The sequence below is a fragment of the Mobiluncus mulieris genome (genome assembly GCF_014204735.1).
Taxonomy (GTDB): Bacteria; Actinomycetota; Actinomycetes; order Actinomycetales; family Actinomycetaceae; genus Mobiluncus; species Mobiluncus mulieris.
The window spans coordinates 2,068,193-2,085,641 of sequence record NZ_JACHMA010000001.1 but is presented as its reverse complement, the minus strand read 5'-3'; the positions used below and the strand labels follow the sequence as shown (position 1 = coordinate 2,085,641).

Annotated in this window: 17 protein-coding genes; 4 read left to right on the top strand and 13 right to left on the bottom strand. The window is 57.6% G+C overall.

Annotation, left to right across the window (positions count from 1 at the left end):
• Nucleotides 1-685 precede the first annotated feature (685 nt).
• Together F4555_RS09250 and F4555_RS09245 are read left to right on the top strand one after the other, a co-directional pair.
• Nucleotides 686-2,059 (top strand): PfkB family carbohydrate kinase, encoded by a 1,374-nt coding sequence (locus tag F4555_RS09250; RefSeq protein ID WP_115325727.1) that lies wholly within the window; start codon nt 686-688, stop codon nt 2,057-2,059.
• A gap of 403 nt (nt 2,060-2,462) precedes the next feature.
• On the top strand, nt 2,463-3,503 hold the full coding sequence (locus tag F4555_RS09245; RefSeq protein ID WP_115325728.1) for a sulfite exporter TauE/SafE family protein: 1,041 nt from the start codon (nt 2,463-2,465) through the stop codon (nt 3,501-3,503).
• Between the two features lie 332 nt (nt 3,504-3,835).
• Here the strand turns inward: F4555_RS09245 and F4555_RS09240 are convergent, their stop codons facing one another.
• The 3 genes from F4555_RS09240 to F4555_RS09230 form a co-directional block, all read right to left on the bottom strand.
• Nucleotides 3,836-5,677, bottom strand: coding sequence for a phosphoenolpyruvate carboxykinase (GTP) (locus F4555_RS09240; protein ID WP_115325729.1), 1,842 nt, complete (start codon nt 5,675-5,677; stop codon nt 3,836-3,838).
• A 78-nt stretch (nt 5,678-5,755) separates the two neighbouring features.
• Nucleotides 5,756-5,902, bottom strand: a complete 147-nt coding sequence (locus tag F4555_RS09235; protein WP_160151200.1) for a hypothetical protein — start codon at nt 5,900-5,902, stop codon at nt 5,756-5,758.
• 132 nt (nt 5,903-6,034) lie between these two features.
• Complete coding sequence (locus tag F4555_RS09230; RefSeq protein WP_004013688.1) at nt 6,035-7,321, bottom strand: adenylosuccinate synthase; 1,287 nt, start codon at nt 7,319-7,321, stop codon at nt 6,035-6,037.
• A 221-nt stretch (nt 7,322-7,542) separates the two neighbouring features.
• Here F4555_RS09230 and F4555_RS09225 point away from each other — a divergent pair, with 221 nt between their 5' ends.
• Nucleotides 7,543-7,683, top strand: coding sequence for a cutinase (locus tag F4555_RS09225; protein ID WP_244854218.1), 141 nt, complete (start codon nt 7,543-7,545; stop codon nt 7,681-7,683).
• Nucleotides 7,684-7,721: 38 nt separating this feature from the next.
• Here the strand turns inward: F4555_RS09225 and F4555_RS09220 are convergent, their stop codons facing one another.
• The 9 genes from F4555_RS09220 to F4555_RS09180 form a co-directional block, all read right to left on the bottom strand.
• On the bottom strand, nt 7,722-9,113 hold the full coding sequence (locus F4555_RS09220) for a PhoH family protein (protein WP_115325730.1): 1,392 nt from the start codon (nt 9,111-9,113) through the stop codon (nt 7,722-7,724).
• A gap of 65 nt (nt 9,114-9,178) precedes the next feature.
• The gene (locus tag F4555_RS09215) at nt 9,179-9,667 is read right to left on the bottom strand and encodes a hypothetical protein (RefSeq protein WP_004013691.1); all 489 of its coding nucleotides are present in this window, start codon (nt 9,665-9,667) and stop codon (nt 9,179-9,181) included.
• Nucleotides 9,664-10,023: a response regulator gene (locus F4555_RS09210; RefSeq protein ID WP_004013692.1), complete on the bottom strand. Its 360-nt coding sequence runs from the start codon at nt 10,021-10,023 to the stop codon at nt 9,664-9,666. Before F4555_RS09210 ends, F4555_RS09215 begins: the two co-directional genes overlap by 4 nt.
• Nucleotides 10,024-10,035: 12 nt before the next feature.
• A complete protein-coding gene (locus F4555_RS09205; RefSeq protein ID WP_004013693.1) occupies nt 10,036-10,497 on the bottom strand; it encodes a chemotaxis protein CheX in 462 nt (153 codons plus the stop codon).
• Nucleotides 10,498-10,612: 115 nt separating this feature from the next.
• A complete protein-coding gene (locus F4555_RS09200) occupies nt 10,613-10,987 on the bottom strand; it encodes a response regulator (RefSeq protein ID WP_004016053.1) in 375 nt (124 codons plus the stop codon).
• Nucleotides 10,984-11,808 (bottom strand): CheR family methyltransferase, encoded by an 825-nt coding sequence (locus tag F4555_RS09195; RefSeq protein WP_115325731.1) that lies wholly within the window; start codon nt 11,806-11,808, stop codon nt 10,984-10,986. The genes F4555_RS09200 and F4555_RS09195 overlap by 4 nt, the downstream gene beginning before the upstream one ends.
• Entirely contained in the window at nt 11,805-12,932 is a 1,128-nt protein-coding gene (locus F4555_RS09190; RefSeq protein WP_004013696.1) for a protein-glutamate methylesterase/protein-glutamine glutaminase, read from the bottom strand. Before F4555_RS09190 ends, F4555_RS09195 begins: the two co-directional genes overlap by 4 nt.
• 135 nt (nt 12,933-13,067) lie before the next feature.
• Complete coding sequence (locus tag F4555_RS09185; RefSeq protein ID WP_115325732.1) at nt 13,068-13,532, bottom strand: chemotaxis protein CheW; 465 nt, start codon at nt 13,530-13,532, stop codon at nt 13,068-13,070.
• Between the two features lie 6 nt (nt 13,533-13,538).
• On the bottom strand, nt 13,539-15,971 hold the full coding sequence (locus F4555_RS09180; RefSeq protein ID WP_103758724.1) for a chemotaxis protein CheW: 2,433 nt from the start codon (nt 15,969-15,971) through the stop codon (nt 13,539-13,541).
• A 261-nt stretch (nt 15,972-16,232) separates the two neighbouring features.
• Here F4555_RS09180 and csrA point away from each other — a divergent pair, with 261 nt between their 5' ends.
• Nucleotides 16,233-16,724, top strand: coding sequence for a carbon storage regulator CsrA (gene csrA / locus F4555_RS09175; RefSeq protein WP_255312845.1), 492 nt, complete (start codon nt 16,233-16,235; stop codon nt 16,722-16,724).
• A 264-nt stretch (nt 16,725-16,988) separates the two neighbouring features.
• Here csrA and fliW read toward each other — a convergent pair whose 3' ends face one another.
• Complete coding sequence (gene fliW, locus F4555_RS09170; RefSeq protein ID WP_004013701.1) at nt 16,989-17,435, bottom strand: flagellar assembly protein FliW; 447 nt, start codon at nt 17,433-17,435, stop codon at nt 16,989-16,991.
• Nucleotides 17,436-17,449 lie beyond the last annotated feature (14 nt).

Below are 17,449 nucleotides of genomic sequence, written 5' to 3'. Positions count from 1 at the left end.
GGTCGACCGGATGCCCCGCGCCCCCGGGGTCGACGCATCGCTCCCGCCGGGAGGCTCTCAAGAACGAGGCCAGGGAGCCGGAAGGCGGGTCGCAGAGGTTGGGAAAGCCCCGGCGCCATAACGTAATTGGTGCGATTTTCGCCACCTGAGTTCCACAGCTTTAGTGCGTCTGGGTTGTGACAGAATCAGGAAATTTTGGGGGTGGCACGAAAGGGTTTGTAGCAAAATCAGGAAATTTTGGGGGTGGCACGAAAGGGTTTGTAGCAAAATCAGGAAAATTCAACACAGGGTGGCCGATTTATTTCATGGTCGGGGCGATTTTTCCTGAATTTGTCACGCCCGGGTACGAATATTGCCGCCAGGCTCAGAAATCGCCGCTATATCTTGACAATTTGAAATCGCGGTGTCGTCACAGCAACCTAAAATCCTCTAAATCCTGGATATCAGGGTGTCAAAAGCATTAACAAAAACTCGTCTACCAGCATAAACACCAAAACACGCCATATGCTACGTAATCGTGAAGCCCCAGGTCGCAGAGGCTGGGAAAACCCCGGCGCCATAACGTAAATGGTGCGATTTTAGTCACATCGGCGCAATATAAGACGATGTAGCCGAAATCGCACCGGTTACGATAAAGCCTGTCAGTACAACCCGGGTTATAGCGGTTTTTCGATAGGATTGGGGCATGGTAAGGATTCTGTGCGCCGGCGAAGCGCTGGTTGACGTGGTGGTCGGCTCGGATGGTGTGCTGCAGGGCGAACATGCTGGTGGTTCGGTGTTTAACGTGGCTTGTGGCCTGGCTCGGTTGGGGGCGCCGGTGACGTTGGCCTCGTGGTGGGGTTCGGATTCACGAGGTGCCATTTTGGAATCCACGGCTGCTCGCGCCGGGTTGCGGATCTTCCCTGGTTCTAACGGGGCGGGGCACACCACCACGGCGACTGCTTTCCTGGATGCCAGCGGTGCGGCTACCTACGAGTTTGACCTGGAATGGGATTTGCCCGCTGGTTTTGAACCCACAGTGTTCGCCAGTGGGGATGCGGCGCAACCCGGAATGGCGCCTCATGAAACCGGAACCACCGGCGTGACCGAGACAGGCGGGATGGCCGACGTGACCGATGTAATCGTCACCAACGCGACTGGAATCACCGGCGTGACCGGTGCCGGTGCGGCCAGTGTGACCGGCGTGGCTGGCGGGAGCGATATGGCCAGCGGTGCGGCCAGTGTGACCGGCGTGGCTGGCGGGAGCGATATGGCCAGCGGTGCGGCCAGTGTGACCGGCGTGGCTGGCGCGAGCGATATGGCCAGCGGTGCGGCCGAGGTAACCGGCGCGACCCAAGGGTTCCGGCATCTGCACCTTGGGTCGTATTCCGCGCTAATTCCCCCCGGGGCGGGGAAACTCGCGGCGCTGTTGGACGCTAAGGCCGCGACTCCGGGGTTGACTGTCAGTTATGACCCGAATATGCGTCCCGCCCTGGTCGACGATTTGGCGGCGGCGCGCGCGACCGTGGAAGCCATCGTGGCGCGCACGGATGTGGTGAAAGTCTCGGATGAAGACCTCGAGTTTCTCTATCCCGGGGTGGCGGCTGGCCAGATTGCCGCCCAGTGGCTGGCGGTCGGACCGCAGCTGCTGATTGTGACCCGGGGCGGTGCCGGTGCGCAATTGTACTTTGGGGCGGGGACGTCACCCGAGTCCGGTGTGAATCCCGGCACGGATTCGGGCGCCGCACCCGAGTCGCTGGGGGATGCGGGTAAATCCGGTTCAGTCGTGTCAACTAATCCCGGCGTGAGCCAAAACGCGGTGCCGGCGCTAACCGTCACGCCCCCGCCAGTCACCGTGGTGGATACGATTGGAGCGGGGGATTCGTTTATGGCCGGGCTGCTGGCCGCTTTGGCCGAACGACGTGCGTTGGGCGCGGGGCGGGCGGGGCTGGCGGCGTTGAATGCCAGTGACCTGCAGGCTTGCCTCGATTTCGCGGCGGACACCGCCGCAATCACCGTAGCACATGCCGGGCCGTACGCCCCAACCCGTGCTGAAATCCATCAGCGGCACGCCCGATAAAACACATAATTCGAGACTGTTGCGTGAGTGCCCGCTTTGGCGCTTTTCGAAGTTTTGAGGGTGAACCTGGCCCAAGTTAAAAGGCTCTGACCTGGTTAAATATGTTTCTATGTTGAGAGCTTCCGGTTGGTAATTTCGAGAAATCGGATTCATGCAACCGCCCCAATTCAGACATTAAACCGCTTTGCGGGGTGAACCAGGCGGATTCGCCGGATAGGGATAGTGGGAATGCGCGTGACGATTTCAGTAAAAAATGGGCTTCACGAGGGGAAAATCGACCATGGTGCCCCGAATTTTCCTGGTTTTGTCACGGGTGTCCCGCATTTATACTTAAAATAGGGTTCCTGACGGCACCTGGCAGCGCGATTCGCGCAACCGAAAGCCGGCAACCGAAAGGGGAAAGATGACATTGATTTTCGCGGCCTTAATAGGCGTTGGCGTGGGGATGGTAGCCGGCTCGTTGGGGATTGGCGGGGGGATGCTGGCGGTGCCGGTGCTGGTGTACCTGTTGGGGCAAGACCCGCATGCGGCCGTGGCCGAGTCCCTGGTGGTGGTGTTGGCGTCCTCGGCGGCGGCGTTGCCTTCGCGGTTTCGTCGCGGTCAGGTTCGGCTGGGGACGGGTCTTATTTTCGGGATGTGTTCGCTGGTGGGCGCAGGGATTGGTACCTGGTTGAACCGCGCCATCAGTGGCGAGGTGGTGATGTTGGCGTTTGCGGCGTTGCTGGCGGTGGTGTCGGCGCTGATGGGGCGCGCCGGGGTGCAAGAGCGGCGCAAAGAGGATGCGTCGGTTGCGGGGGCTTCGGCTTCACGAGGTGCCATTTCGACGGTGGATGCTCCCACAGGGGCGAGTCGAGTGGATTCCACTGATGCGGCCGGTTTTGAATCGCGGGGTTTCACCGAAAATTCGGGCAGTCCGGTTTTGGACGGTGTGCCGGTATCGGGGGTGGCGCCTCGTGAAAGCGGTGGTAAGGCTAACCTGGCCGACTCGGCTAACTCGGCGAGCGAAGAATACAGGTTTACGTGGCGGCGGCTGCCGATGTTTTTGGTGCTGGGGACGCTGACCGGGATTCTGGTCAGTTTCTTTGGGATTGGCGGCGGGTTCGCGGTGGTGCCGCTGCTGGTGTTGGTGATGCGCTATCCAATTCGGGTGGCGCAAGGCACGTCGTTTATCGTGATGTCGGTGGTGTCGGTGGCCTCGATTTTGACCCGAGTGTTGGAACCGGTGGTTATGGCCGCCCTGGCGGGGATGGCGGGTGGAATCGTGCCCACCGAGCCGTTGCGCGTGGACTGGCTGGTGGCGCTGGCGTTCGCGCTGTGTTCGGGGATTGGCGCGTCAATTGGGTCGCCGCTGTCGAACCGGGCGCGTGCCTCGACCCTGACTTTCGCCTTCGTGGGGCTGCTGGTGGCGATTGCGGTCTATACCGTGATTGCGACGCTGGCGTAGCCCGACTATGGACATATATTGTCAACAATCCTTGACAAGCCGTCCCCTCGTGAGCCCCTGACCTGGGGTTATCCCCACAGCGAAGGTCTGTAATGGCCTATATGTCCGCAGTTATGATTATGAACCCATAAGTGCTTTGCTATGATAACACTCTTGGTAAATCCCCAGGTCACAGGCTTATCTTGATGTCGAGCATTCTCAATAAGTGGCTTATGCGTCCATGACCGTAAAAAAAGGGGCGGGGTTCACGAGGTGCTTGCCGGAAACCCGGGCTATCGCCTCATGAACCCCACGCCGATTCAACTAATAAGGTGACCTATGCGGGGAAACCCTCACAGCGCGGCGTTAAGCCGGTCACGCAAGGCCTGCAGTTCGTCCTTCAAGGCCTGGGGCAACTTGTCGCCGAACTTCGCGAAGTAAGCCTCGGTATCCTTGGTTTCCTCCAACAGAGCCTTGGGGTCAATCGCGAACAACTTGTCCCAAGTAGCGCGATCCAAATCAATCCCCTCGGTGTTGAAGTCCTCGAACTTCGGGTACAGTCCGGTTGGTCCTTCAATCGCGTCGACCTGGCCGGAAACACGCTTTACAATCCAGTCCAGGACGCGGGAGTTCTCGCCGTAACCGGGCCACAGGAAGTTGCCGTCCTCGTCCTTGCGGAACCAGTTGACCTGGTAGACGCGCGGGAACTTGTCGCCCAACTTCTGTTGCATCTCCAGCCAGTGACCCCAGTAGTCGGCCATGTTGTAACCGCAGAACGGTAGCATCGCGAAGGGGTCGTGACGCAAGGAACCAGCCTTGACGTCGGTGGCGGCGGCGGTGACCTCAGAGGACACATTGGAACCGATGAACACGCCGTGAGCCGGGGTGTACTGTTCCGCAACCAGCGGGATGTTGGTGGCGCGGCGGCCGCCAAAGAGTACCGCGTCAATCGGCACGCCTTGCGGGGCTTCCCAGTCGGGGCAGATAATCGGGCACTGCTTGGCCGGGGCGGTGAAACGGCTGTTCGGGTGAGCGGCCTTTTCACCGGAGGCCGGAGTCCAATCCTGACCCTTCCAGTCAATCAGGTGTTCCGGAGCCTCGGTGTCGCAACCTTCCCACCACACGTCACCGTCATCGGTCAAAGCCACGTTGGTAAAGATGGTGTTTTCCTTCATGGCTTCCATAGCCATCGGGTTGGTCTTGTGGGAGGTTCCGGGAGCCACGCCAAAGAAGCCGGCTTCGGGGTTGATGGCATAGAGGCGACCATCCGGGCCGGGACGCATCCAGGCGATATCGTCGCCCACGGTCTCTACCTTGTAACCCTTGATGGTGGGCTGCAACATTGCCAGGTTGGTCTTGCCGCAGGCGCTGGGGAAAGCAGCGGTCACGTGGTACTGCTTGCCGGTTTTTTCGTCGGTCAGGCGCAGAATCAGCATGTGCTCGGCCATCCAGCCGTCGCGCCGACCCATGGTCGAAGCGATACGCAGCGCGTAGCACTTCTTGCCCAGCAGGGCGTTCCCGCCGTAACCGGAACCGTAGGACCAAATCTCGTTGGTCTCGGGGAAGTGAGTGATGTACTTTTCGTCATTGCAAGGCCACGCCACGTCTTTCTGGCCGGGCTCCAGCGGAGCGCCCACGGAGTGAACGGCCGGTACCCACGGCTTGCCTTCTTTAATCAAGTCGAGCGCGCCCGCGCCCATGCGGGTCATGATGCGCATATTGCACACCACGTAGGGGGAGTCAGTCAGCTCGATACCCAGCTGGGAAATCGGGCCGCCCAGCGGTCCCATCGAGAAGGGCACCACGTACATGGTGCGACCCTTCATTGCACCCTGGAATACGCCTTTGGGGCCAGTCAGGGTTTCCTTCATTTCGGCCGGTGCCACCCAGTGGTTGGTCGGACCGGCATCTTCTTCCTTTTCGCAGCAGATAAAGGTGCGGGATTCGACGCGCGCCACGTCGGACGGCAGCGAGCGCGCCAGGAAACAGTTTGGCCGCTTTTCGGGGTTCAACCGGGTTAGCATCCCGGTTTCCACCATCATGCTGGTCAGGCGATCCCACTCGGCCTGCGATCCGTCGGAAAATTCAACCTTTTCCGGCTTTGTCATTTCAGCTACTTTGGTGACCCACTTGATTACTTCCTCAGGTGCGTTGGCCGGGGCGGCATTGCGCACATCGGTTTCGGTTACAGCCATGAAATCCTCCTTATTGAGTATGGTTTTACACGCTGAATTATCCCCTGATATCACGGGAATTTTTGGGGGCCTTGGTCCCTAAAATTGCAGGTCGCGTGGGGTATAATTCTCATGACGGTCTTTCGGGTTTTCTTCCGTTTTTCGGTGGGGTTTTCCCCCAGGTTCATGAGGTGCCAGCTCGGGCGGCGAACACACTTTCAGGTATCCACCCCTTTCCAGGTTCATAATCCCAGTTCAACCCCAGTTCAGGGCGTTATCTTGATGTCGAGATACCCGAATCCTACAGACATTCGCCGAGAGCTCAAATGGCACCTCGTGAATCCGCCCGTGGAAACCCGAGGCGCGAACCGGCACAGATTAAACCAACTTGTGGCGCACAATCGCGTTTTCACGCGAAGCCCCAGTGCCGATTACGGAAATCCGGCAACCAACCTGTTCCTCTAGGTATTCCACGTAGCGCTGGGCGGCGGCCGGGAGTTTATGCCAGTCGCGTACGCCTTCGATATTGGCGCCTTTCCAACCTTCGATTTCCTCGTATATCGGGCGGGCGGCCGCGAAATCTTGCGAGTAATCGGGCATCTGGTCGGTTCGGCCGCTGGGAGTTTCATACCCGACACACACGGGAATCCGGTCAAAGTAGCTTAAAATATCCAGTTTCGTCATCACCAAATCGGTCAAACCGTTGACCCGCACTGCATAGCGCCCCACGACGGTGTCGAACCAGCCGGTGCGGCGCGCCCGTCCGGTGGTCGCCCCGAATTCCCCGCCGAGCTGGCGCAGTTTCTCGCCGACTTCCCCGGTCAACTCGGTAGGAAAGGGACCTTCGCCGACGCGCGTGGTATAGGCCTTCATCACGCCCACCACCCGGTCGATGCGGGTCGGTCCAACTCCACTTCCGGTACATGCCCCGCCGGCGGTGCAGTTCGAAGAAGTCACATACGGATACGTCCCGTGGTCGATATCCAGCATGGTGGCCTGCCCGCCTTCAAACAACACCACGCGCCCTTCATCCAAGGCATTATTCAATATCAGCGAGGTATTGACCACGTGGGGACGCAGGCGTTCACTGAACTGGAGCAATTCCTCGGTGACCTGAACCGGGTCGGGGGGATCGAGCCGATAGACATCCTTGATAATCGGGTTCTTCAGTCTGGCGATTTCGGTGACTTTCTCGCCCAGTGCCTCGGGGTCGAACAGGTCTTGCACCTGGAGCCCGGTGCGATACATTTTCTCGGCATAGGTAGGGCCAATCCCGCGCTTGGTGGTGCCAATCGCCTTGTCGCCACGCAGAATCTCGCTGCCTTCGTCGACACACAGCGAATACGGGGTCACCAGATGTGCCCGCGACGACACCAACAGTCGGTGGCAGGATACCCCGCGCATCTCGAGTTCTTCAATCTCACTGAACAGGACTTTCAGGTCTATAACCGTGCCGTTTCCGATAACCGGGTTGACGCGCGGGGATAATATTCCGGTGGGAATCAAATGCAGTGCGAATTTTTCCCCGTTGACCACCACAGTGTGTCCCGCATTATTTCCACCGTTGTATTTCACCGAGAAATCGACGTGTTGGGACAGTTGATCAGTGGCTTTACCTTTTCCTTCGTCGCCCCATTGGGCGCCTAAAACTACTACCGCGGGCATGACTTTCCTTGCTTTAAACTTAACGGTTTACCCCCCAAGTCTAGCAAAGTTGAACTGCGTATTTAGATCGAGTCGCCGAGTCTGTGGATTTTAATCACAAAGATATTGTTAATAGTTTTTTACTTATAGGGAATTTTTAGGAATTTCGAGTGTTGCAACCAGGTTTTCTTGGCATAGATGTTAACTTAAAATCCGTGCGAGACTTTGAATACCCCCAAAACATGCCTTTTTCTCCCGAGGCACAGTCCCTGTTAATGCGTGCGGCAATCGCTGCCGGTGCCGCCGCGAAGCGCCTGTCCGACGAACGCGGCGTATTTCACCTAACACCTTCTGAATGGGCTGAACTCGAGTCTGCCCGCTAGTTGGTTGCGTTTTCATGAGGTGCCATTTGAAATACGACCTAATAGTCCAGCAAACTCGTGACCAAATCCGCAATCGCGGATCGCTCCGACCGCACCAAAGTGGTATGCGAAAACAGGGCGGAGCCCTTTAAATCCTCTATCACCGCCGCGATTCCATCAAAGCGTCCTACCCGCAGGTTGTCCCGCTGGGACACGTCGTGGGTCAACACGATTTTAGCGTTTTGCCCCATGCGGGACAGCACCGTCAGCAATACGTTGCGCTCCAAGGATTGCGCTTCGTCGACTATCACAAAGGCATCATGCAGCGACCGGCCGCGGATGTGCGTCAAGGGCAAAACCTCCAGCAAGCCCCTCGTGATCACTTCCTCCATAACTTCGGGGGACACTATCGAGGATAGCGTGTCAAAAACGGCTTGGCTCCACGGATCCATCTTGTCTTCGCCGGAACCCGGCAGGTACCCCAGGGTTTGCCCGCCCACGGCGTAAATTGGGCGAAACACCAGTACTTTGCGGTGTTCGCGCCGTTCCACCACCGCATCCAGTCCGGCGGCCAGCGCCAAGGCTGACTTGCCGGTGCCGGCGCGACCCCCCAGCGACACGATGCCGATTTCCGGGTTAATCAGGTGGTCTATGGCGATGCGCTGTTCGGCGGATCGCCCTTTGACTCCGAACAATTCCCGGTCGGTGCGCACCACATGCAGCAGCCCATCCGAGCCCAGCGTGGCCAGGGCGGATCCGCGTTGGGATGTCAATATCACCCCGGTGTGAACGGGCTGTTCGCCCAGTTGGGGGGCGGCTTCCCCCGAGTATGCGTCTTGGTCGAGGGATTCGACGGGGGCGCTGTCGTCGCCAGCACCTTCGACCGGGGGGTGAATCAGCACGACGGATTCGGGGCTGGCCGTGCCGTCCCGATAGAGCTTGGCCATGTCTGTTTCGCTCATTTCCCCGTAAACCACGCCCTGGTATACGTCGGGGGCGGTGTGTGGCCTGCCGCGATAATCCTCGGTGTTTAAGCCAATGGAAGAGGCCTTGATGCGCATCGGCAGGTCTTTGGTCACCAGGGTTACCTGTACGTGGTTGGCGGCCAGATGCGCCGCGACAGCCAGGATTTTGGTGTCATTGTCCCCCAGCCGCATCCCACTGGGCAAGACGGTGTCTTCAGTCATCCCCAGTTCGACACGCAGGGTGCCGCCGCGTGAGCCCACGGGGATGCTTTGGTCGAGCCGCCCCGAGGTCACGCGCAGCTCGTCTAATACGTGCAGGGCTTTGCGCGCAAAATATCCCAGTTCAGGGTGGTGGCGTTTGCCTTCCAGCTCGGTGATAACCACGACGGGCAGCACGACTTGGTGTTCGTCGAAGCGCGTCATCGCGCGAGGGTCGGACAGCAGGACAGAGGTATCTAAAACATAGATTTTCGCATCATGAGCCATGCTATTAATCTATACCCTCGCTACATGTTATTGTGGGGAATTGCGCCTAAAACAACCCGGTGGAATTAGTTAAAGCACATTACCCCGAAGCGTCCCTTGCCGTAGCCCTCGATGTCCAGAATCGAATCGCGGCGTTCCACATAGGATGTCACCATCTTGTATTCATTGGCGGGCAGCTCTTCGCCGGGGGTGTACATCAGACCGATGGACACATGCGGGGCACCCTCCTTGTTGAACAGGGAAGAGAACACGTTCAATACTTCATACACGTTTTCGATGTAGTTGTCGTCCAAGCACCCATTGTTAATACAATCCTGGGCTCCGGCGGCGGGAATCAGCTGCAGTGCCGCCCCGGCGTAGGCGCACAAATCCAAGTCCATAATGCAGGCCGCACAAATCGCCCCCATGGCGTCGTTGAAGAAGGCTACGCAGCATCCGAATTCTTCGTCGGGTTTCAGAATCTCGTAGTCGGGCGAGACCTCTACGGTTCGTCCCAACAGCATTTCGTACAAGTCGCGGACTTCTTTCGCGGTGGGTAGTGGGGTGGCACTCATCGGTTAAACGCTCCTAATATTTGTTTGAAGGTGGCGGCATCGAAGGGTTTTTGAATCAGGAAGTTCGCGCCCGCCTGTTGCGCGATTTCCCGCATTTGCGGTGATCCTTCGGAAGTCACGAAGCCTACCGGGATTTTGGATCCAGAGGCTCGCAGCTGTTGAAGCATCTCGATGCCGAGCATATTCGGCATGTTCCAGTCGGAAAGCACCAGGTCGGGGGCTTCGTTCAGCGCCAGCTGCAAGGCCTGGGCGCCGTCTTCGGCCTCCATCACTTCCCAGTCGAAACCGGCTTGACGCAGCGTACGCACCACAATCTGGCGCATAACACGCGAATCATCTGCTACTACAATACGCATATTCCCCTCCCGTTAATCCTGCGGTTCCAAAGCAAGGTCACTTATCGAGACTACCAGGAATTTTCCTCTCCAGTTAAGAGTCAGCGACGCTAACGGAGATTCCGATACCCACGGTTTGTCCAACGAGACCTGCGGTATCGTCAAATTGCCGGTGTCTTCTATAACGGATTTTAGGTTACCACCAATCACATTGGCTATTTCTCCGAATGCGTCGTGGATGTCATCTTGAGTCACCGGATCTTCGGATCCAATGGTGTACATCGCGCGGGTCAGTTCCTCGGAAGTGGCCTTTTCCATTGATATCAAGGCGCGAATCCTTTGGTTGCCGTTCGAATCGACCCAGGAATAAATCGGGTGCTTGAATTCTTCAATATCCCCTTCCCACTCGAAGACGGTGTCGGGCATCTTGTCAATCAGAGCGTAAAACAGCTCGGTGGCAATCATAGAGACTGCCTGGCTTATCTGGTCTTGCATAGCGTTTCCTTCAAGTTCCGTTTCCTTTGGTCACTTTTTTGAGTTTAGGGAAGTCCGTTTTGGTTTTTCGTTCGGGTTCATGAGTGGCACCTCGTGAACCCGGCTAAAACGCACGTCAGGAACCCAATCCTAACAACAAGAGTTTCTCGCTGATGGCTTCCTGGGTGAAAGGCTTAATCAGGTACTCGTGGGCACCCGCCGCTAAGGCACGCACAATCTGGGAGTGCTCTGACTCGGTGGTCACCATCATCAGGGTAATGTTGCGCAGATTCTTTTCCGCCCGAATATTCACCACCAGTTCCAATCCGTTCATAACCGGCATATTCCAGTCGATAGTGGCCAAATCGACCTTGCCTGATTCCGGGTTCTTTAGCAGATTCAGCGCTTCCTCCCCGTCGGCGGCTTCGAGAATTTCGAAGCCTTCTTTACGCAGGATTCCCCCTATAATTTTGCGCATCGCGCGGGAATCATCCACCACTAGTGCCTTCATTTTGCGCCTCCTTTTAGGCGATAAACTGCGCCTTTCGTCAACGTGATACGCTCCCAAACCGGATCCATGCCCATAGTGGTTTCAGCCGCCCCCAGGAACAGGTAGCCACCGGGTGCCATGGTGTTCGCCACGCGACGCAGTACTGCTCTTTTGGTATCTAGGTCGAAATAAATCAAGACATTGCGAATAAACACGATGTGGAACGGTCCGCCTTTGGGCGGGGTGGACATCAGATTGTGCTCCATAAAGTTGATTTTTTGCCGCAGTTTCGGGCTGATAGTCCAGTTGGCGCCTTCGCGTTGGAAATAACGCACCAGCATCGGGGCGGGCAGACCCCGGTTGACCTCTAGTTGGGTGTAAAAGCCTTGTTTCGCTTTGGTTAAGACCGCCCGAGACAGGTCAGTGGCCACAATCGAGAACTGGGGCGGATTGGGCAAATCCAGTATCGACATGGCGATGGAATAGGGTTCCTGGCCGGTAGAGCAGGCCGCCGACCAAATCGAGATATTCGAGTGCCCGTTTTGTTGCAATTGTGGAATAACCGATTCGGTCAAGCCTTTGAAAGGGGTGACATCACGGAAAAACGAGGTTTCGTTAGTGGTCAGAGCTTCGGCGATGTCTTGTAGGTCGCCGGGTTTGCGTGTGGCGATAACGGTTTGAATCCACTTGTCCACAGCAGTGGCACCGTCGAAACCGGCTTGGCGTGCCAGTGGAATCAACCGGGATTCCACCAGGTATTCCTTGCCCGCAGGAAGCTGGATGGCGCTGCGTTGCTTCACCAGTCCTGCGACGTAATCGAAAGTTTGTCTGGTAAGACTCATCGTTTCTCCTGTGGAGAGTAGGTTTGCACGTGGCGCATGATTTCGCTGGAGATTTGGTCGAGCGGCAGGATTTGGTCGGCAAAACCCCCGGTGGCTACCGCCCCGGGCATACCCCATACTACCGAGGACTGTTCGTCTTGCACTAGGGTGCGTCCCCCGGCTTCTAAGATTTGTTTGCATCCGACTTTGCCGTCTTGTCCCATGCCGGTCAGCACGACGCCCAGCATTTCACCGCCATACATTTTAACGGCTGACTCGAACATGACATCCACACTGGGGCGACAGAAGTTCACCGGTGGGGTTTGAGTCAGTTTGATGCGGGGTGCCCCGGCGTTGCCCGCAAAAGTCATGTGATAATTGCCGGCTGCGAGGTAAATATGTCCGGGAGCCAGCATCATGCCTTCGCGTGCTTCCTGAACCACGGCGGAGGTCATCCGATCGAGGCGTACCGCCAACTGTGTGGTGAATACGGGGGGCATGTGTTGGGTAATCACCAGGGGTACCGGCAGAGGTTTGAGTGTGGAAATCACCTTGGACAGTGCCTCGGGGCCGCCGGTAGAGGATCCCAGCACGACAATCCGGATGGGCTTGTCGGGCATCCCGGTGCGGTCGTGGGTTTTCACGGGTCCGGCGAAAATCGCGGGAACTGAAGAGATTTTCGCCCGTGCTTCGGAGGACATAGTGCTAGAGCCGCCCAGACCGGTGGCGCGAGCCTTGCCGGGCAGCAGCCCGACGATAATCGGTACCAGTTCGTCGCGGATTGCCTGCATGGACTGTTGGACGGAACCTTGGTTGGCGGGCTTGGTCACATAGTCGGTGGCGCCGGCCGAGAGTGCCTCCAGGGTGGCGGTGGCACCGCGCTGGGTCAGGGTTGAGAACATGATAATGGGGTCTTTACACCCCATTTTGCGCAGTTCTCGAACCGCTTCAATCCCGTTCATCTGGGGCATCTCAATGTCCATGGTGATGGCATCGGGTCTGAGTTGCTTCCATTTTATGAGTGCTAGTTTGCCGTTGGGAGCGGTGCCCACTACATCGATGCTGGGATCAGCGTTTAGTGCGTCGGTGACGATTTTGCGCACCACCACTGAATCGTCTACCACCAGGACTTTGATGCCTGACATAATTTGTTCTCCTTGAACTGGGTTGCATATGCAAGCCTATCGATTTTTGCAACCGCCTGCGCGGCGAGTCACGGCCTAAAGCAAGTTTGGGGTGGCCTGTACCCACCCCAAACTTGCTTTAGGAATCACAGTGTATTATACCACAGTAGTTTCCTTGGCTTTTTCAAGGCCGCGCGCGTCTTGCCCGATGGCCACGACGCGCTCTACGTCCAGCACTAACAGCAGGTCGTCGGACAGCTTATAGGCACCCAGAATCAACTCGCGCATATCTTGGGACAGGGTATCCGGCGGAGCCTCGAAGTCGCCTTCGTCGACTTCACGCACATCCCCGATGGAGTCCACCATCAGAGACAGGGTTTCCCCATCCAGCACCACTACCACCATCATAGTGGTTTCCTCGTTGCCCCGCGGTGGCAGCATCAGTTGTTTGCGCAGGTCAATCAGGGTGGCTATCTGGCCGCGCAGATTCACCAGTCCGGTGATGGCCTCGGGGGATAGCGGCACATTCGTGATGTCTTCGCCGCGCAGAATCTCGGTGACTTTATTCACCTCGATTCCGTACAGAGCCCCATCAAGCCTAAAGGTTACATACTGTGTCATCAGCTATCACGCCCCTACCATATCGAGCCGGGAACCCAGTTCGAGTTCCGTGTTGAAATCATCGATTTCGTCAAAGAAGGTCGGGTCGGCGGCGCGCACCGCTTGCTCCACGTCCAGCAACTCGGTGACGCGGTCTTTCAACACCGCAGAACCCAATAGGCCGTGATCTTCCACGGTGGAGTGTTTGCGCTTGTCGTCCGAGACAATGTCCAGAATTTCGCGTACCACCATCGCCACGGAACGATCGCCACGGTTGTACACCACGACTTGCAAATCCTTGGGTTCTTCGTAGTCCATAACCCCGAGCAGCCGGTCGAGGCGCACAATCGGCAGAATCTGGCCGCGGTATTGGATAACCTCGCGGCCACCCACCCGCTCGACCTTTTCCGCGTTGACGTGTTCCAGACGGGTAACAGCAGCCAAGGGAATCGCCACGCGACGCCCATCGCCGATGCCCACCACCAGGGCTTGGCCGATAACATCCGAGGCTCGAGCCTGGGCGGCTTCGGCGGCAGCCTGGGCTTTCTGGGCAGCCTGGGTCGAGGCGCCGGTCAAGGAACGTCGTGCCACCGCCCCGATATCCAGAATCAAGGCCACGCGTCCGTCACCCAGCAGGGTCGCCCCGGCGTACAGCCCAATGGACTTTAGCTTGGAAGACAGCGGCTTGACCACGATTTCTTCGTTATTGATAACCTTGTCAACCACTAGGCCGAAGCGCTGGTCGTCGTTTTGCAGCACCGCGATAACTCCATTGGCTTCCTCGTCGCGCCGCTCGGTTTCCTCGGGGTGTAACACGTGGCTCAAGCGAATCAGAGGCAGCAACATGCCACGCAAACGATACACCGGGGAAGCATTGACGTATTCCATCGAGGTTTCTTTGCGCGAGGAATCCAAGGCCACCAGTTCCAGCAGTGAAACTTGCGGGATGGCATAGAGTTCCCCGTGGGATTCCACGGTCAGCGAGGGCTGAATCGCCAGGGTCAGGGGGATGCGCATCCGCCAGGTGGAGCCGTGCCCCAGTTCGGATTCCACATCCACCGTGCCGCCGATGGCTTCCACCGAGGTTTTCACTACGTCGGTGCCAACCCCGCGTCCGGAAATATTGGATACCTTCTTGGCGGTAGAGAACCCGGGCAGGAACAGCATATTAAAGATATCTTTATCACTCATGTCCTGCAGCTGTGCCGAGGTAACCAAGCCCTTGTCCAAGGCCTTGTTCGCGACCGCCACCGGGTCAATACCGGCACCGTCGTCGATAATGTCGACGACGACCTGGCCACCCGCGTGGTAGGCCTTCATGGTGACGATGCCTTCCGGATCCTTACCAGCGGCTTTGCGTTCCTCGGGGCTTTCTACCCCGTGATCCACCGCGTTGCGTACCATGTGGGTCAAGGGATCCTTGATGGCCTCCAACAGGGAGCGATCCAGTTCGGTGTCCCCACCAATCATGACCAGTTTGACCTTCTTGCCGGTTTGTTTCGCCAGGTCACGCACCACGCGCGGCATCTTGGACCACAGGTGTTCGATGGGCTGCATGCGGGTCTTCATAATGCCCTCTTGCAGTTCGGTGGCGACAATCGACAGTCGCTGGGAGGATTGCACCAGGTTCATATCCGACATATTGTCGGTTTGCCGCACGATTTGGTTGCGCACCAACACCAGTTCAGAGACTTCGCGCATCAGCACGTCGAGCAGGTCTACGTCGACGCGAATCGAGGATTCAGCTGCCGAGCGTCCGTGGTCGCTGGTGGGGTGGTCGGCGGATTTGGTGTCTTTCTTGGAGTTGGCCGCTGCGACTGCCGCGCCGGCGGATTGGGCTGGCTTGGCGGGGGCGGGTTCGGGTTTCGTTTCGGCTTGTGCTGCGGGGGCTTCGGCGCCCATCGAGGTTTCGCCTTTTTCGTCGGGTACGTTGGTCATGAACGGTACTTCGGCGGGTTCACCCATCGAGGTTTCGCCTTTTTCGTCGGGCACGTTGGTCATGAATGGTACTTCGGCGGGGGTTTCCTCGGTTTCATGAGGTGCTTGCTCGGCTGCGGGCTTCGCTGCGGATTCAGTCTTGCCTTGGATGGCTTCAATCTGGGCAATGACGGAATCGATGTCTACATCGCCTTCCTGGCCGGTTTCTTCCACGGATCCCATGATGGCACGAATGCGATCGACCATGGATAGCAGCACATCGGCGGTTTCTTGATCCATTTCGCGCACGCCGTCGCGCAGTTCGGAAAGCAGGTTTTCACCGCGGTGAGCCAGCTTTTCGAGTCGGTTGAACGCCAGGAAGCCTGACGTCCCTTTAATCGTGTGTATGGTTCGGAAAATCGAGGACAGTAGTTCTTTGGAACCTGGCTCGGATTCGAGTGAAACCATGTCTTGTTCGAGTTGGTCGAGGTTCTCGTATGACTCGACCAGGAACTCGCGGACAATTTCATCCATTTCGCCCATAAAGCGACCTCCTGTACTAAGTGGTACCGATGGCACCGTCTACCGTGAATTATAGGGCAAATTTGCAATAAAAATAATCAAATTCAGTAATTTTTCAGCAAGTTCCCCGTATCTTTCCGGCTTCCTCTGTCTCCTGCCCATTCCGCTTCCTGGATTCGGTTCTTCCGCGTGAGGCTAGAGTCCTGGGGAAACTCGCAGCGGTTTTCTCTCGGGGGTGGTCTAAGCATCACGTTTGACCGGTTTTCCGGTAAAGTGATAGGCGTGCTTGTTTTGAGTCGACGTATTGGGGAAAAGATTGTCATTGGTGACGGGATTGTTGTCACCGTCGTGGAGGTGCATCGTGATTCGGTTCGCCTGGGGGTCGATGCTCCACGTTCAGTACCGGTGAATCGCGCCGAATTGGTTAAGGCTGTTTCCGAGGAAAACGTGGCGGCGATGAGTATCGATGCGGCGGCTTTGACTTCGTTGCGAGGTATCAGACCTACTGCTGCCTCGCCGCTCGACTTGCGTAAACTCATCCAGAAATCAGCCCTGGCTCAGGGTGCCGCTGTCAGCGCGGATAGCCCCGGAAATCCTGGTTCTGCCGTGTCCCTCGGAAATCTTAGTTCCGCCGCGTCCGGTATCGCCGCTGGCGCGCCGACCCCGTCCGCTGCTCCTGGCTTACCGCCCGCGAAACCCGCCGCTGGCGCGCCGGGTTTCGCTATTCCGAAGCCGCGACCTATTCCTAAACCCCGCGACCCTCGCAAGCAATAGGGGACTCCTGCGGCTTCGCCGTTTAGGGGGTACTCCATTACGCGACACCAACCCGGTTATATTTGGCAAGAATTTTTCCACGGTCGGAATCTTTTCGCCGGTGAAACAACTCGCATCAAGCAAGGAAATTCGTTCGTCTTCGAGAGCTTGAGCGATGGTTCCTGTACAGTCGGCTTCCAGATGACTGAGCCTAACACCAATCGAAGCCAAAATTAGGGGGCTAGGGATTTTCGAAAAACTAACGGACGGCAAGCGAGAGCTGGACTATTTCGGGTCGCCGATAGGGGCTTGCAGCGGCCAATCTTGGTCTTCGAGCACGACCTGCAGCGCGCTCATGGTGTCGGGGTTGATTACCAGCGGCGCCAACAGATTCGCGGTATGCGGGTATGACCCGGTGGCGGGATGTACTATCACCAGGATGAACGGGTCGGCTCCCTCGGCTAGACCGATGCGCAGCCGTGCGGAGGAAGGAATAATCGGGCTGTATCCGTCAAAAAAAGCGATGGGCGGCACCGCAAAGAGTCGCACATTCGGATCCATTGTGGATCGTAAGGTCCACAGCACCCCGGTTTCATCCACGGCGCTGAGGCTGAAATCTAGGTGGGCTTCGAGCCCGGGCATGGGGGATACCATGCGGATTTTCAGGGTCGGGAAGTCTTCGTTGTCACCGGTTTCGGTGGGGGATTTGGGGTTCGGGTCGTTGTTGCTCATCGCTTCCTAGTCTA

Coding starts and splice junctions, on each gene's coding strand:
- F4555_RS09250 (WP_115325727.1), top strand. CDS start 686: ATGGTAAGGATTCTGTGCGCCGGCGAAGCGCTGGTTGACGTGGTGGTC.
- F4555_RS09245 (WP_115325728.1), top strand. CDS start 2,463: ATGACATTGATTTTCGCGGCCTTAATAGGCGTTGGCGTGGGGATGGTA.
- F4555_RS09240 (WP_115325729.1), bottom strand. CDS start 5,677: ATGGCTGTAACCGAAACCGATGTGCGCAATGCCGCCCCGGCCAACGCA.
- F4555_RS09235 (WP_160151200.1), bottom strand. CDS start 5,902: ATGAACCTGGAAAGGGGTGGATACCTGAAAGTGTGTTCGCCGCCCGAG.
- F4555_RS09230 (WP_004013688.1), bottom strand. CDS start 7,321: ATGCCCGCGGTAGTAGTTTTAGGCGCCCAATGGGGCGACGAAGGAAAA.
- F4555_RS09225 (WP_244854218.1), top strand. CDS start 7,543: ATGCCTTTTTCTCCCGAGGCACAGTCCCTGTTAATGCGTGCGGCAATC.
- F4555_RS09220 (WP_115325730.1), bottom strand. CDS start 9,113: ATGGCTCATGATGCGAAAATCTATGTTTTAGATACCTCTGTCCTGCTG.
- F4555_RS09215 (WP_004013691.1), bottom strand. CDS start 9,667: ATGAGTGCCACCCCACTACCCACCGCGAAAGAAGTCCGCGACTTGTAC.
- F4555_RS09210 (WP_004013692.1), bottom strand. CDS start 10,023: ATGCGTATTGTAGTAGCAGATGATTCGCGTGTTATGCGCCAGATTGTG.
- F4555_RS09205 (WP_004013693.1), bottom strand. CDS start 10,497: ATGCAAGACCAGATAAGCCAGGCAGTCTCTATGATTGCCACCGAGCTG.
- F4555_RS09200 (WP_004016053.1), bottom strand. CDS start 10,987: ATGAAGGCACTAGTGGTGGATGATTCCCGCGCGATGCGCAAAATTATA.
- F4555_RS09195 (WP_115325731.1), bottom strand. CDS start 11,808: ATGAGTCTTACCAGACAAACTTTCGATTACGTCGCAGGACTGGTGAAG.
- F4555_RS09190 (WP_004013696.1), bottom strand. CDS start 12,932: ATGTCAGGCATCAAAGTCCTGGTGGTAGACGATTCAGTGGTGGTGCGC.
- F4555_RS09185 (WP_115325732.1), bottom strand. CDS start 13,532: ATGACACAGTATGTAACCTTTAGGCTTGATGGGGCTCTGTACGGAATC.
- F4555_RS09180 (WP_103758724.1), bottom strand. CDS start 15,971: ATGGGCGAAATGGATGAAATTGTCCGCGAGTTCCTGGTCGAGTCATAC.
- fliW (WP_004013701.1), bottom strand. CDS start 17,435: ATGAGCAACAACGACCCGAACCCCAAATCCCCCACCGAAACCGGTGAC.